This is a genomic window from Sphaerochaeta sp. PS, from assembly GCF_032144095.1.
Taxonomy (GTDB): Bacteria; Spirochaetota; Spirochaetia; order Sphaerochaetales; family Sphaerochaetaceae; genus Sphaerochaeta.
This window is the reverse complement of record NZ_JAVSNJ010000001.1, coordinates 261,191-277,519: the sequence shown is the minus strand read 5'-3', so window position 1 is coordinate 277,519 and position 16,329 is coordinate 261,191. Positions and strand designations below refer to the sequence as shown.

Sequence of the window (16,329 nt, the reverse complement as noted above, 5' to 3'; positions counted from 1 at the left end):
GTGGGGGCTATTCCTGCGGCTTCTCGAATGGTTCACCTTTCTCGTTATATGTCAGGTTGAACACCAAATCCGAGAGCCACTTCTTGAACGACGGGTTGTCTTGGAACTGCTTAAACAGTTCCATATTATCAGCCATTATGCTGAAGATGACCTGCTGCAACGCTCGCTCGCTTTCCATACGAGCGCTTTGCTTGTCGGAGTTCTTCATGGCATTTTGATATTTCTCATCCTTAGATACCATTGCCGGGATCTCAAGAATCTGACGGCGTACATTGTCAGCGTCGTTCCAGTCGATGTTGCCGAACATATCATTAAACGCCATCAAAATAGAAGAGAGCAAGTCCAGCTCAGGGTCACCCATACCACCGACTCTCCCTACAGGAACAGGATCGACTTCCGCATCTGCGTCTTCCTGTGTCAGCGAGATGGCTTCACGTGCTTCAACGCGATAGCTGTCAAGGTCGATTGCCTCTAAAATACCGAGCGATAGGTCGTCTTCCTGTGGTGAAGGCAACTTTGGAACAAGGAAGTTCAGAAAAATGGACAACTTCTCCCATTCGGTGTTTCCATAGGGTAGAATTGCACCGAGAAATCCGTATGTGCGCACAAAGGACTTCGCAGCGCCTTTGAATTTAATTTTATCTTCGTTCTCAAGCTCTTTATACTGTTCTACACAAGCATCGAGAATCGGGTCGAGGCGGTCACGGTCTGCACCGTTCAAGTACAGGCCTACAAGCGTATCGACGTGATCCTGTGAGAAAATCTGGTAGCCATCTATGATGGCTATAATATCGTACAGCTTGTTAGGGTCTGTTTCTGAGGACAAAATAGTCGTCCGATAATAATTCGAAAACGCCTCCTCGATAATGGATGTCTTGTTCGCAAAGTCCAACACGAAAGTATCGTATTTCTTCGGACATGAGCGATTCAATCTGGATAGCGTCTGCACAGCTTTTATGTCAGAGAGCATTTTATCAACATACATTGTATGGAGCAGCGGTTCATCGTAGCCCGTTTGGAACATATCCGCGACAATGAGAAAACGGTATGGATCGGTACGGAATACCTTTTCTATCGTGTTATCGGGGAACCCATTCAACCCGGCAGATGTTAGCGTGGTACCCTTGTGGAATTCACACACACCCGAAAATGCAATAATCGCTTTATACGAACTGCGCCGATTCGCAAGACATTTGTTTATAGCGTAGTAGTATTCGATGCATCGCTTGATGCCGCTTGTCACGACCATAGCACGGGCTTTGCCCCCGATTTTATTCTTTGCGACAACCTGTTCATGGAAATGCTCAATCATCAGCGTGGCTTTTTGCGAAATGGTGAACTCGTCGCTTTCCACAAAATAGCGCAGCTTCTTTTGCGCCTTGTTCTTGTCGAACATCGGGTCGTCTTGCGCTGTTTTTATAAGCTTATAAAAACTGTCCACCGGCGTGTAGTATTTCAACACATCAAGAATAAAGCCCTCCTGAATGGCTTGCTTCATGGTGTAGACATGAAACGGTCTATGCTTGATTACATCACCCTCAGGGTACGGAACACCGAACATTTCAAGTGTTTTGTTCTTAGGTGTTGCTGTAAAGGCAAAATAGCTAGCGTTTTTCAGCATTCTCTTACCCTTGATGCGTTCCTCAATCAGGCGGTTGATGCGGTCTTCATCATCCTCTTCATTTGCTCCGGAGTATTCGCCGGACAGCACAATGTTCATTTTCGCGGACATACTGCCGCTTTGAGATGAGTGCGCCTCGTCGATGATGATGGCAAATTTACGACCCTTGTGTTCGCTTCCAATGCTGTCGAGGATTACCGGGAATTTATGTACGGTGGTTATAATGATCTTCTTACCACTATTGATGGCATCACGAAGATTTCCGGAATGTTCAGCCCATGCGACGGTATTCGATACCTGCATAAATTGTTTGATGGTGTTGCGGATTTGCTTATCTAAAAGAACGCGGTCGGTCACGACAAGAACGGTATCTACAATTGTGCTTCCATCATCTCGTTCTAGCCCAATGAGCTGATGGGCGAGCCAAGCGATGGAGTTTGATTTACCACTTCCTGCGCTATGCTGAATCAGATACCGCTGCCCGATGTCGTTGTGCCGCACGTCCGCGAGTATACTTTCCACGACGGACAACTGATGAAAGCGCGGGAATATCTGTTTATATGTCTTTTTCTTTGTGGCGGGGTCGGTTTCCTCGACGACTTGCGCGTAGTTTTCGATAATATGGGCAAGCATTGTTTTTGTTAATATCTGCTTCCAGAAATAATCCGTCATCAGGCCGTCGGGATTAGGAGGATTGCCCGCACCATCTTTATTGCCTTTATCAAAAGGCAGAAAATACGAGTCTTTGCCGTCCAACTTCGTGCAGAACTTCACACGGACGTCGTCCACAGCAAAGTGCACCATACAACGTTTGAACTGAAAAAGAAGTTCTTTCGGGTCGCGATCGTGTTGATATTGATATACGGCATCGTCAATGTTCTGCTTTGTCAGCTGATTTTTAAGTTCGCAGGTGATGACAGGCAGACCGTTGATAAAAACGCACAGGTCGAGCGCCAATCGTGAGGTATCATTCGAGTACATGAGCTGACGTGTGACACTGAAAATGTTCTTTTTGAACATTTCCTGCGCCTTTTGGTTTTTCAGAGATGGAGTGGTATAGAACATAATGAGGTCGGCGGGATACATCTTCATGCCGTTACGAAGCACGTCAATCACACCGCGTTTGGCAATTTCACCGCGTAAACGGTCAAGGAACTTTGCCTTTTTGAGGTCGCTTGAAAAAACGCTGAGCTTCTCCATCTCGTCCATTTGGGTTTCGGATAGGAAGCGAAGCAGCCGCGTTTCATCAACTGAATGTTCACGGTTATAGTCTGCACTCACGCCTTGTTCATAGCCGTTTTGATCAACCAGCCATTTTACAATCAAGGATTCAAGTCCTTTTTCCATTGTGTCGGTTACTGCCATGTCTATTCCTCCTCATCCACCGTTTCTTCGGTATCGATATTTTCATCATCGGATGCATCGTCGGATTCGTCTGCCATATATTCAAAGTCAGGCACTTCAACATCGCGCACATCAAACTGGCCTGTGACAACATCGGAGATGAGGCGGTTGCGAAGCTCTTGTAGGTGGTCAATTTGAGCCGAATACTTTTCAATTATTAAATCGATTTTTATTAATGTGCTTTCGATAATGTCTGAAATCTTTTCTTGTTCGTCCACAGATGGTAAGGCTATAAGCAAGTCCCCCACCTTATCCCAACTACGGAAATCGCTGGTATTCTTACGGACACCGTTGGATATGGCTTTAAATACCTTTGTGTATGCCATCATCTTTAGGTAGTAGGCTACAAAACGCTTACTCTCCTTACAAGTGCAAACATGAACAACGGGTGTGCACATACCGTCGTACTGTGAAATCGCAATAGCACCGTGCCATGTATCCATCCCATGAATAAGAAGGTCGCCATTTGCAACTCCTTGATATACATCATGCGAGGATGCTACAAGTCCAATTTTACTATTACCACGCTTTTTTACATCACCACTGTTTGAGCAAATTAGAAGTTCAGCATCGTCTGGAATTGATCTTTTTTCCTTGTGAAGAATATGCTTTAGTTTTGTTACCCTCCAATTTTCTGGAACGCAAGTTAACCAGTAAATCTCGCTCTTCTTTAAATTATTGGCATGCAAGCCATGAGTAACATAATAACTTACGGATGCTTGCTTTTTTTCGTTCAACAAAGCAATCTGTTTTTTTAACGATAAGATGAGCTTCTTCACTTTGGACAATTGCCAATCAAGATATCGGACAATTTGGTCTTGCTCCTCACGTGGAGGAATTGGTAGCAATACACTATTTAGGTAATCCATCGAGATACGCATTCTTACTGTATTCAAAGCACCCGTACTTGACTCATGCATGAGTATGCCTTTTCCAAGTCCTATTAGGCTTCTTTGAAAAGTTAGCAAACGAAATATATAATGATAAAACCATATGTTGATGGATTCGTCACGCGGATACAAGGCATAATAAACAGGGCTTATTGCACCATCCCATTTTGATGCTCCTGCTGAACCAGCGACAACATTCATGCAATTTACAAGCAGGTCATTAGCTCGGGCAATATTATATTTTGTCAAGTCATCCTTTGGCTTGTTTCCGCCAACACCTTCTTTTTCTGCGTAGGGCACTACACCTTGCTTCGCAGTAAGAGACAAAATGAAATCCGTTTGTATTGGGTCATTTCGTTCCTTTCTATCTTTAAGAACTCTTCTGAGACGCAAGACAGACCAGTGCGATGGAACAGAATCCATCCATCGCGTTTCAACAGGCGAATATGCACTGTAAGATTTATTCATTACTTACACCTCCGATAATGTCCGCCAGCATACCCTCGGTTTCGGTTTCTAATGTTTTTAAATCCGCAATAATGTCTTTCATCGTGCGTAGCTCCACTATTCTGTAAAAATACTTCGTGAAGCTAATTTCATATCCAATTCTTGTTTGATTATCTTCAGCCCATACATCTGGAGCATACGGTCTCACTTCTTTTTCAATAAATGCATCAATTCCCCCTGTAAAGGAAAACGGTATGATTTCGGTATCACGCAAATCACTATCGGCTTCACCCTCCACCGGCTTTGCGGTCGGATCTTTTTCAGTGATGAATGGGCGCACTTTTTTGAGCAGTGTGGCTTTCATCTTGGTTGCTTTCGAAAATGCCATCCAGTCGTCAAGCGGCGTACCATGCGGCAGGTTGGCAATTGCGGCACAGTAAGCTTTCAGTTCAGCTGCTTTTAATGCAGTTACAGGGATTTGTTTTTTCGGGTCAACACGCAGGCGGAGTGGGCGTTCAACAGTTACGTACCAATATCCAAAGTCGCGATTTTCAAATATTCTACTTACTTCGCTCTCCTCAAAGCGCATATAAATATCAACGATTTGATGGCGCAAATCTTCCGTAAACTCACAATTCTTTTTCCCAAGGTTTTTAGTTAGAGGATACTTCATTGACGTTGCATCAATAAGTTGTATTTTCCCTTTACGTCGAGTTTCCTTGCGGTTCGATATAACCCAAATATATGTGCCAAGATCAGTGTTATAAAACATCTTCTCTGGCACAGCGATGATTGCCTCGACAAGGTCATTTTCAATCAAATAGCGGCGGGCATTACTTTCGCCTGAACCAGCTTCGCCAGAGAACAGCGACGAGCTATTATGTACCTCCGCAATGCGGCTACCAAGCGGTGTATCGGTTTTCATCTTAGCCACGTTGTTCAAGAGAAATAGGAGTTGCCCGTCGTTCACTCTCGGAATCATTGTTAGTTGGGTGCCATCGTCCAAAGTTCCATTGAAGCGACTGTCAAGGATGTCTTTTTTACCGCCCATTTTTTCGGCGTCGGTTTTCCATGTCTTGCCGTAGGGCGGATTTGAGAGCATGAAGTCATACCGATATGTTGCCCATCCGTCGTCGGAGAGGGTCGAGCCGAAATATATATGTTCCGACTGGTCACCGTCGCCTTTAAGGAGCAAATCAGCCTTAGCAATGGCGTATGTTTCAGGGTTGATCTCCTGCCCGAAGAGATGGATGGATACATTCTTGCCGGTGTCATCCGCCAACTGCAGCAGTCTTTCCTGCGCCACGGTTAGCATCCCTCCCGTGCCGCAAGCTCCGTCATAGCAGGAATAGGTAGCATCTTTAATTTTGTCACTAACGGGCGTAAAAACAATGTCCGCCATCAGTTCAACAACATCACGCGGCGTCCAGTGTTCACCGGCTTCTTCGTTGTTCGCTTCGTTGAAGCGGCGGACAAGCTCCTCAAAAATCGTACCCATCGCATGATTATCAAGCCCAGGCATACGAATTTCGGTTTTTGTATCATCCTTGTATATGGGAGAGGGGCTTAAGTTGATTGTCGGAGTTACGAATTTCTCGATGACCGCTCCGAGAATGTCTGCGTCTATCATCGTGTCTATCTGATTGCGGAATTTAAACTTCTCCAGTATCTCCTGAACATTGGGCGAAAAGCCGTCAAGATAAGCGATGAAGTCCGCTTTCAGTGCTTGTCGCTTCGCTCGCGAAGTGAGGTCGCGCAAGCAGAAAGGCGAGCTATTGCAGAAAGACTGGCCGGCGGCATTGCACAGTGCCGGAGTCTGGTTTGTGATTTTTGCGTCGTCCATGCGCTTCTTCATATCGAGAACAGCTTGCTTTGTCGGTTCCAAAACCGCGTCGAGCCGCCGAATAACGACCATAGGCAGAATAACATCGCGGTACTTGCCGCGCACATATACATCGCGCAGACAGTCATCCGCTATACCCCAAATAAAACTTACTATTGTGTTGTGTGTCTGATTATCCATTTACTTTTTCGAGCCCTCCCTTTCCATCAATCATAGTAGCATACTCTTCCTAATGTATGCATGCAATATAAAATAAGACAACCTCCTCTCCCGCCCACAGAGATTCAATCCGATGATAATAAGCATCTAAATCTCGTTAAGACAACAAGTTTTGAGGTTCTCTGTTATCTTTCCTCAGAATATCTGGTATTCCCATTTGCAGTTTCTTTGGCTCATTTGCGTAAAGTGGTCATGAACTCAGGAATCATTTTGGTGGGAAATTTGTATAGGTACCTGTCCTTACTATTTTTGCAGTCTGTTTTCAACCGTTTCCATGGAGTATCAATTACTTGTGATATGAACCGTTCTATGACAGTTACGGTATTCAGAGGGAGTGATATCTTTCCTGAGTTTGAACTGATGAATGAAATTTCTGTATGAGGAGAATCCGGAACCTTCAGCAATGTTGGAAATTGTTTCATCGCTATCAATCAATCTAACAAGGGAATGTTCGATTCTTTTATCAATGATATATTCAACAAGGGATCGTTTCATCAGGGACTTGAAATATCTATTCAAATAATCCGGATTATAGCATAAAGTATCAGCCAAACTTTTTACCGAGAATTCTGAATCCGTACGATTCTCATATACCAATTGAATGATTTTATTCAATAAGCTCTTGTTGACCCCATTCTGTTTTGAATTATTGAGTATATCAATTACCATCTCATTAAGTGAAATGAGCATGAGCTTCACTGTTGCTTGGTATTTTTCTTCAGTAAAGGATCTGTTTTCCTGTTCATAGAAAAGTTCGTGGAATGCCTCTCGAATTATATTCGTATTTATCCTATCCATGTATCTTGGCAACAATAGTGCATCATTCAATCGGGACTTTGCTATTTCCTTATTACTAATGATAATCAACGCTTCTTTTTCTGATAGGAACTGAGGTTTTCCCTTTGTTTTGAAATGTATCCAATAATAGCGGGCCTTTTCATGAATCTGTTCTGTACCCCAATGGTTTTGCCCTTCTGTGAGCAGGCAAAAAGATGATGGCTTGATGGTAAAGACTTCCGATTCCTCTTGAATCTCAACAGTTCCCTGATGCCCAAGAATGAATACGGAGGTATTGATGTTGCGTCTACTGTGGATCCATCCTGGGCTAAGGATGGCTATACCACAATTCGCCGCCCGAAGTTTTGATAAATTTGGCAAAAAAACAAATTCCATCTCGAACTCCAAGAAAGGTAGGATTATTGCATATAATAACACAATTTCCTCTCTTTCGGTTTCTTATTTGTAATGCTTAAATTAGAGAGTATCCAAAAGGAGGATCGTATGAAAAATAGAGTGGTTCTTTTTATCAGTATCCTTATTCTCATAGGAGCTGGATTATGCTTTGCAAACGGACAGAAGGCAGCTTCTTCTGACCAAGTAAAGTTGACGTACATTTATTGGGGCAGCCCGGCAGAAGATGCTGCTGTCAAGCAAGCGTTGGCCGGCTTTGAGGCAGCTAATCCAACCATTAAGGTAGAACCAATGTATCTACCCGGTGATTTGGATGGATCAACCTACAATGCAAAAATGAAAGCATTGGCAGTTTCAAACACCCTTCCGGATGTTGGGTATTTCCGACCAGAGGAATTTGGGAATTATGCTGAAAATGGGTATTTCCTCAAGCTGGACGATTTGATAGCTCGTGACGGAATGGGAGACGCATACTTACCCCAGACTTGGTTAAAAATCAAGGGCGATACATATGGGGCCTATTCTGCAGCTGAATGTCAGGTCATGTGGTACAATAAGAAGGTCTTGCGAGATGCAGGTGTCCCTACCCCTCCAACTGATTACAAGAATGCTTGGAACTGGGACCAATTTGTATCATATCTGAAAATGATCACCATTGATACCAAAGGAAAACATCCTGGTGATTCAGGATTCAATGGAAAGGATATCGCACGATATGGGGTTTCCTATGACTTGTGGTCAGCAATGTACTATCCAAGTGTGTGGAGCAATGGAGGAGATATAATTGGCCTTGATGGCAAGACCGTATTAGTCGACAAGCCGGAAACTATTGAAGCCTTCCAGAATCTGGCGGACTTGATGAACGTGCACCAGGTTATGCCCCATGTAACAGGAGGAACCAACATTTCCCCGACAACGATGCTTGCCAATGGGCAATTGGGTTTTTATGTCACCGGTCAATGGACCTTGCTGGAATTAGGTGCCATGAAGGATTTGGATTTTGGCGTTGCAGCCCTTCCAATAATGAAAAAACCTGCTCAGCTCTATGTCAGTGGTGTTAATGTTGTATTTAACTCAACAAAACATCCTGAAGAAGCCTGGGCTTTGCAGAAGTGGATGATGGATCCTGCCAAGACCCTTGATTTGTATACCTCTGGCCTTTGGATGCCAACAAAGAAATCCTATTACACAGACCCAAGCGATATAGCCAAATGGTTGGAGAATGATGTCCATCCCGAGGGTTTCAAGGAAGCGGTTGTTGACTCTATGGCGATTTCGATTAATGAACCTATTAAAATCAAAAACATCAACCAGATCTGGGGAGATTACCTGAACCCAGCGATTGAAAGTATTTGGATAGGCGACAAGACTGCTAGTCAGGCATTGAAAGAAGCTGCTGGAAAAATCAGAAACTCTGGTTTGCTTCAAGGTAGCTACTAGATAGTAGGTATTGTGATGCTGCCCCTTTCCAGGGGCGGCATATTTCTTCAGATGGAGGCTTCTGATGTCACTTCCCAAGAAAGGACTCAATGCAAAAAGACAAACCCTTTGGGGTTGGATACTCATATCCCCTCTATGTCTAGGGCTGACTCTTTGGGTAGCATTTCCCATGGGGTTAAGTTTTTATACAAGTCTGACAAAATGGGATATGTTGAGCAAAGCTCAGTTCGTGGGGTTCCAAAATTACATTAAGATTTTCACGGAAGATGAATTATTTTTAAAATCTATTCGGAATACCTTGTATTTTACTGTTCTCAGTGTTCCGCTTCAAATGATTATTGCCCTAATGGGGGCTCTCTTATTGAATTCCCAGGTGAAAGGAAAAGGAGTTTTCCGCACTATATTTTATTTACCATCACTTATTCCCATTGTGGTGTCATCCATAATGTGGCTTTGGTTGTTCAACTACCAATATGGATTGATTAATTATTTTTTGCATTTCCTTGGCGGGGGCCGGGTCAAATGGATTGACAGCACACAAATGGTAATTCCGAGTCTTACCATCATGAATATATGGAACATTGGAAATGTGATTATCATTTTCCTTGCAGGATTGCAGGGGATCCCCAATGACCTGATGGAAGCCGTGGACATAGATGGAGGACGATATTGGCATAAATTTCGCTTTGTGATCCTACCGCTCCTCAGTCCGATAATTCTGTACAACATGATTATCAACAGCATAAAGTGCCTACAACTATTTGTAGAGCCATATATCATGACCAATGGAGGCCCTGTCAATTCCTCGTTGAGTTTCGTCTTACACATTTATAATAATGCGTTTAAGTATGGAAAAATGGGAACTGCAAATGCCATGTCATGGGTCTTGTTTATCCTGACCATGTGTATTTCCCTCATTATTTTCAAGACATCCAAGCAATGGATTTTTTGTGAGGGAGACAAACAATGAGAACAAGAAGAACAGGTGTAACTATTTGCATATACCTATTTTTGGTTGTGGGAGCATGCATCTCCCTCATTCCTTTGCTTTGGCTTATCCGCAGCTCCTTCATGTCAACCGAAGATATGTTTAAATTACCATTGATCCTCTTTCCCAGAAAACTCAGGCTAATGAATTATGTGGATGTATTTACCATGGTTCCTTTTGCCAGGTTCTATGCAAATACAATATTTGTGGTGGTGTTCAATATTATTGGAGCAATGATTTCAAACCTCATGATCGCATACGGGCTTGCCAGAATAGAATTCAAGGGCAGAGGTCTTATGTTCTGTCTGAGCATCGGTACCCTTATGCTTCCCGCCAATGTTCAGCTGATACCTTTATTTCTTGAATGGAATTGGTTCGGCCAAATCGATACGTTCCTTCCTCTGATAGTACCAGCTTTTTTCGGGAATGCTTTCTTTATATTTATGCTGTACCAGTTTCTCAGAACCATACCAAGGGATTTTGATGAAGCCGCCTTTATTGACGGTGCTAGTTATCCAGTCATCATAGCAAAGATTATTTTCCCATTGATGAAATCAGCGATGGTAGTTGTAGCCATATTTCAATTCATGTTCACCTGGAATGATTTCATGAGCCCCCTATTGTTTTTGAATTCCGTGAATAGGTATACCCTCGCAGTAGGTCTCAGGGCATTCATCTCAACATTCTATACCCCCTGGGGCGTGCTTATGGCGGCTGCAACACTTACAATCTTACCTTTGATTATATTGTTTTTCATTGCTCAAAGGTATTTCATTTCTGGTTTGACTGTCGGCGGAATTAAAGGATAAATGATAATGAATGTATATATGGAGGAAATGAATCCTCAAAAAATAACATTACGTGACGGCTTTTGGTGTAATAGGAATCAGCTTTTATCAGAGGTAATAATTCCTTATCAATGGGATACGTTGAATAATCGTACCGAAGGTGTTCCCCTAAGCCATGCTGTCGATAATTTCCGGATAGCCGCAAAGGAAATGGATGGAACCCCTGGCGGCACAATTTTTCAAGACAGTGATGTTGCCAAGTGGATTGAAGCTGCAGCATATTCCCTAATGCATCATCCCAACAGCGAATTGGAAAGCAGCATCGATGAGTTGGTGAGATTGATTGGGGAAAGCCAGCACTCGAATGGATATGTGAATACCTTTTATACTGCCAAAGGGATTGAACAACGATGGACTGATCTTGAAATGGGCCACGAGTTGTACTGTGCTGGACATCTGATTGAAGCATCTGTTGCATATTATCAAGCCACCGGAAAACGGAAGCTGATGGACATCATGGTGCTGTATGCGAATCTGATTGCTGAAGAATTTGGCCCGGAAGAGGGAAAGCTTCATTCTTATGATGGTCATCCTGAAATTGAATTGGCTCTGTATCGCTTGGCAGAGGCTACTGAGGATAGCAGATATATGGACCTCGCTGATTACTTCATGAATATCAGAGGTTCTATCAAAAGGGATGCAACAGGAGCCTCAGACAAAGAAGAAAGAAAGCCAAGGTCTAGATGGTTGACGCCTGATTACTTTCTGGAACAGAAACCAATTCGGGAGATGACTGAAGTAACTGGACATTCTGTTCGCGCAATGTATCTCTATGCAGGTGTTGCGGACCAATACCGGCGGACCGGTGACCAAACCCTTTGGGATACCCTCCTCTCCCTTTGGGATAGTCTTGAGCAGAGGAGTGTATACATAACAGGGGGTATCGGTTCCCAAAGCCATGGTGAACGGTTTACCATCGATTATGACCTTCCTCCAGACCGAGGATACACCGAAACCTGTGCTTCGATAGGGCTAATTTTTTGGGCTTGGAGAATGTCCCTCATTGATCCAGATAATCGGTATGCGGACATGATTGAGAAACAGATGTATAACGGAGCCCTGAGTGGTATTTCTTTGGATGGAAAAGCATATTTTTATGTTAATCCTCTGGAGATCAAGCCAAAGGTCGCAGCCTTCAGACAGGATATGGAACATGTATTAACTCACCGAGCCGGTTGGTTTGATTGCGCATGCTGCCCTACAAATATTGCTCGCCTGTTTGGGTCCATAGGGAAATACATCTATAGTAGTACTGATACGAGTATATACATCCACCAATTCATTTCTTCTGAGACAGAAATTGTACTAGGAGATGAACTCGTTTCTCTCAGACAGGAAACCAAGTACCCTTGGCATGAGGAAATCCTAATTTCATGTACAATGGAACACCAGAAACACTTTGGGCTTATGCTGCGGAAACCCCGTTGGTGTGATGCCTGGACCTTGGAAATTAATGGAATGCCCTGTACCTCCTATTGCCTGGAAAAAGGGTATATCCATATAGATAGGATGTGGAATGACGGTGATACTGTCCAACTAAAGTTAGAAATGACAGTAAAGCTTATCCAAGCGGATAGTCGTGCACAAGATTATTGCGGAAAGGTTGCCTTGATGAGAGGACCCCTCGTATATTGTTTGGAAGAATTTGATAATGGTCCGCAATTACAAGAATTGATCATCAATTCAGAAAGCAATTTCGAACTGGAAGAAGAAATATTGCAATCGATACCGTCCATACATATCCTTCTTGATGGATATAGGGAGACGGTCAGGACAGATAGCCTGTATGAACATATGAAGAAAAATGAAAGGATCAAGGTACGGCTTAAGGCAATCCCCTATTACCAATGGGGGAACAGGGCAAAAGATCAGGAAATGCGTGTTTGGAACAGGTTCATATAGGGTTTACCTGTAATATTTGTTGCTTTGCACTCACCAAGCTTGCAAGAGGAGTGCAAGAGCAAAAGGGGAGGAGGCTGTACATCAGCGAAGTTGCCCTGGCCCCTTCCTTGATACCATGGGAAATCCAGTTCTTAGGGCCAAGTTTTAGTACTTTGACCAAACGTTCGCTTGTAATCCTACCAGTAGGATTACGAGGCATCTATGCATCCAGCACATATAGTGAAGTACTAGATGAAAGGTAAGGATTTTCATCCTTGGCCCTTTCTTCATAGCAATACTTCTCACATTTCAAATGAATGATTTTCGGAATCTTCTTTTTCACGATCCGCCAATAATTCAATATAGATGAGAAACTCTTTTCTTGCGAAATTACGGGCTTCACTTAAGGTTCTAAAAACCCCAAATGGCCCAAAATCATAATCTTGAACCCAATACAGTAACCCTAGATTCATGATCTGAATCGTAAATGTATCATCATCGAAGGTTGCCGCTTCTATAGAATCGACAACGCTACTTTCGTTCATGATGGTATCGCTGAGAAAATCATGCACTTTGGCAAGGATATCTTTTTCCCCGTTTTCTAGCCCATGTAGAATTCTTGGAAGATCATCACCGTACCGTTGCACCAAAAAACTGTGAATGGGGGGATCATTCACAGTCTCCATATCTACAATAAACTCAAAATCACTCATACCTAATTATACCATGGCATCTATATTGGTGTTGCCAAATATACGGGTTTCCAACAATTAACGTTGGATTCCTTTCATCTATTCGAAGGAAAAGAACCTGAATATATATTTTGAAACATAAGGTTCCTCCATGCAGGAAGAGAAACATTCATTCATGACAGGAAAGAGGGATTCCTTATAGTTGATGGTGAATTGAAAATATTTTGAGGTGCCATTTTTTGGATTTATTTGGTATTAGCAGACACGCCAACATAGTATCCACTGCAATAAGAGCTGACAGAAAAAGTAATATCTGCTTTATTCCCACAATACGTAACCATGGTTGCGATCTCTGAGAGAGGTTCAAATGCGTTATCTAAAAATGAATGCATTTCCTGAGGGGATAGTTTTGAAAACAATCTCCTATACGCTGCTGTGCTCATTTTATTTGGGAGAAGATGCTGAAAGAAGTTTGGATTGATATATACATATCCATCAAGATCGACACTGCTCCAAAGATAGACATAGCTCACATGCTCACAAAACGTTGTTTCTACATCAATCAAAGAGCCACAAAACGGACAATACACGGAGTCACGTACTGTAATTATCATTCCAACCTCTCAATTACCTTGTCCCTATATGAAAGATTTAGACCTTTCCTAAGGACTAAGTTTCTGTTGTTCCTGTACTATCAATAGTATTCTTTCGCAGTAAAAGAGCCCTCCCCCTTGAGATAACAGTTGAAAAACTCTAACACCAGAGTATTCATTGTCTCTATACAATAGTACTTGTCAACAGTGGCCTTTGTCGCCCCCCCGGACACCCCTGACAGCTGTTTTGCCAGGAATGGGGAAAACAAGGGGAGATCGGTATAGCTCATATGGTTTGTGCCCTTGATGCAGACCTCAAATGCCTTTGCTGAAATCGATGATACATATTTGTTGGGGTATACATACGCTGGGTCTGCTTGTAGTTCATTGATGACATACTCTGAATAGAAATTCAGCAAAGGGAGAGGATAAGGCTCTTCATTGATACCAATCTCATTAGCCTTATTGAGTCTATATTCGCCAAGCATCGAGCCATCCAGATTGATGACAGCACCGATATCATCCCTAACACGCCCAAGCTGTGCTGCTGCAGAGCCTCCAAGGGAGTGTCCGATGAGCCCTGTCTTTTTTCTGTCGATAAGGGAGTAGAACCCTTCATTGGTATTTTGGATGGTGTCCAAAACGAAAGCAATGTCCCCTGTCCTCAGGTCCATCCACTTGGTGTACAGTTCAAACTGCTCCCTTTCGCTAAAGATATTACCGTTGGCATCTATGACCTCTTGCATGAAAGCCTTGCTGCCTAATGTAAGATTCTTATCGGCATCAATGGTTCCGGCAGCATGATACGGATGGTCTATGGAACAGACCACATAGCCGTTGCTGGCAAGGTCCATAAAAGTAGATGCATTGCTCATCCTGACTCCGAATGCACCATGGGAAAAGACAATAAGAGGATATATCCCTTCTGCTTGCCTAGGATACCAGAACTCAACAGTCACTTTTCGCTGTTCGCCTGTGTTGACAAACGTCTCAATACGGCTTTCGTCGGTGAACGTATAGGTTGAAGTATCTACAGCAAATCTTCCAGTTGTCCGGGGATTCTCATACTGAGGGAAGGCAATTGCAGGCATGGTTGCAAGGGTGATAAGCAACACCATACGTATCATTTTACAGACAATACGCCAAGTTCTGTAAGGTTTTTTTCCAAATTTCCTTGTAAGAAGTTTATAAGCACCGATCAGAGCAAATATTGCGAGCACTCCCCCGAGGAAATACCAACGGAAGCCCCAATCGAGCACGGATGTTAGAGTGCCTGATACAAAAGCGACAAAAGCGGCTATCATAACCCAGCTTCTCGTTTTGGTATGGTTCTCTTTTGTTCTTATGCAGTAAACCATGAATGTAATTTCAAACAGTACCGCAATGATAATAATGAAAATCCCCATGAAAAAAACCTTCTTTTTTGTTTATGCTATTTGCTCATACTCGAGCATAATGACAGTAAAAATATTCGAAACCTACGGCGAATATGTACGGATTGTTATGGTGCACGATCCTTCAGAACCCCTGCTTTTGTAACCATTCGGACACAATTTTCTCACGCCATGCTTTTGACTGTTCATCATCCTCATAGGACCCCAGTGCCAGTTCGGCATGGATATTACCATCCATAAGGTAAATCACCCTGCTTGCCCTGGTTGCCACCTTCGCATCATGGGTAACAATGATGACAGTTGTGCCTTCCCGGTTAACAGAATTGATGATATCCATCACCTCTTTAGTTGTGCTGCTGTTAAGGGAACCCGTAGGTTCGTCCCCAAATAAGATATCCGGATGATTGATAAGGGCTCTGCAGATCGCCGTCCGTTGCAACTCCCCACCGGAAACCTGTTTAATATCATGGGAACCCACAGCGTAGATTCCTGTCTTTTTCATGAGTTCATCCGCATTTTGGTTAATCTCTTCCCTAGACAGGGTGCCGGCCTTAAATCCAGGAAGGACAATATTGTCCCGAATGGACAGATTCTTCAGAAGATATGAGTGCTGAAATACAAAACCCATCTGCTTTAGTCGTATCTCACTCATGTCCTTATCATCAAGGCGTGAGATATCCTTGCCACAGAGTAGAACGTTGCCTGAGGTGGGGCTATCCATTCCACTTATGCTATACAACAAAGTCGATTTACCAGATCCTGACTGTCCCATTATGGCAATGAATTCGCCTTCATCGACCTTGAAGGTTATATCGTGCAGCACTTGTTCATCTTCAAAACTTTTACGTAAATTCTTCACTTCTAACACTGTGTTCATA

11 protein-coding genes are annotated in these 16,329 nt (G+C 43.2%); 4 read left to right on the top strand and 7 right to left on the bottom strand.

Annotated features, from left to right (window positions below; genetic code table 11):
• Positions 1-7: 7 nt before the first annotated feature.
• The 4 genes from ROJ03_RS01330 to ROJ03_RS01315 form a co-directional block, all read right to left on the bottom strand.
• Positions 8-2,986 carry a DEAD/DEAH box helicase family protein gene (locus tag ROJ03_RS01330; RefSeq protein WP_313725183.1) on the bottom strand — a complete coding sequence of 993 codons (2,979 nt, stop codon included), beginning with the start codon at positions 2,984-2,986 and terminating at the stop codon, positions 8-10.
• A 2-nt stretch (positions 2,987-2,988) separates the two neighbouring features.
• Positions 2,989-4,383 carry a restriction endonuclease subunit S gene (locus tag ROJ03_RS01325; protein ID WP_313725182.1) on the bottom strand — a complete coding sequence of 465 codons (1,395 nt, stop codon included), beginning with the start codon at positions 4,381-4,383 and terminating at the stop codon, positions 2,989-2,991.
• Positions 4,376-6,385 (bottom strand): class I SAM-dependent DNA methyltransferase, encoded by a 2,010-nt coding sequence (locus ROJ03_RS01320; protein ID WP_313725181.1) that lies wholly within the window; start codon positions 6,383-6,385, stop codon positions 4,376-4,378. Before ROJ03_RS01320 ends, ROJ03_RS01325 begins: the two co-directional genes overlap by 8 nt.
• Before the next feature lie 321 nt (positions 6,386-6,706).
• Positions 6,707-7,597, bottom strand: coding sequence for a helix-turn-helix transcriptional regulator (locus tag ROJ03_RS01315; protein WP_313725180.1), 891 nt, complete (start codon positions 7,595-7,597; stop codon positions 6,707-6,709).
• 108 nt (positions 7,598-7,705) lie between these two features.
• On the opposite strand from ROJ03_RS01315, the gene ROJ03_RS01310 reads away from it, so the two are divergent.
• The 4 genes from ROJ03_RS01310 (at position 7,706) to ROJ03_RS01295 (ending at position 12,793) form a co-directional block, all read left to right on the top strand.
• Entirely contained in the window at positions 7,706-9,055 is a 1,350-nt protein-coding gene (locus ROJ03_RS01310) for a sugar ABC transporter substrate-binding protein (protein WP_313725179.1), read from the top strand.
• Positions 9,056-9,119: 64 nt separating this feature from the next.
• The gene (locus tag ROJ03_RS01305) at positions 9,120-10,025 is read left to right on the top strand and encodes a sugar ABC transporter permease (protein WP_313725178.1); all 906 of its coding nucleotides are present in this window, start codon (positions 9,120-9,122) and stop codon (positions 10,023-10,025) included.
• On the top strand, positions 10,022-10,852 hold the full coding sequence (locus ROJ03_RS01300; protein ID WP_313725177.1) for a carbohydrate ABC transporter permease: 831 nt from the start codon (positions 10,022-10,024) through the stop codon (positions 10,850-10,852). Before ROJ03_RS01305 ends, ROJ03_RS01300 begins: the two co-directional genes overlap by 4 nt.
• A 6-nt stretch (positions 10,853-10,858) precedes the next feature.
• Positions 10,859-12,793, top strand: coding sequence for a glycoside hydrolase family 127 protein (locus ROJ03_RS01295; RefSeq protein ID WP_313725176.1), 1,935 nt, complete (start codon positions 10,859-10,861; stop codon positions 12,791-12,793).
• A 281-nt stretch (positions 12,794-13,074) separates the two neighbouring features.
• On the opposite strand, the gene ROJ03_RS01290 is transcribed toward ROJ03_RS01295, so the two are convergent.
• The 3 genes from ROJ03_RS01290 to ROJ03_RS01280 all read right to left on the bottom strand — a co-directional run bounded on the left by ROJ03_RS01290 (position 13,075) and on the right by ROJ03_RS01280 (position 16,328).
• Positions 13,075-13,485 (bottom strand): hypothetical protein, encoded by a 411-nt coding sequence (locus ROJ03_RS01290; protein ID WP_313725175.1) that lies wholly within the window; start codon positions 13,483-13,485, stop codon positions 13,075-13,077.
• A gap of 673 nt (positions 13,486-14,158) precedes the next feature.
• Positions 14,159-15,463 (bottom strand): hypothetical protein, encoded by a 1,305-nt coding sequence (locus tag ROJ03_RS01285; RefSeq protein ID WP_313725174.1) that lies wholly within the window; start codon positions 15,461-15,463, stop codon positions 14,159-14,161.
• 112 nt (positions 15,464-15,575) lie between these two features.
• Positions 15,576-16,328, bottom strand: coding sequence for an ABC transporter ATP-binding protein (locus ROJ03_RS01280; RefSeq protein WP_313725173.1), 753 nt, complete (start codon positions 16,326-16,328; stop codon positions 15,576-15,578).
• Position 16,329: the final 1 nt, after the last annotated feature.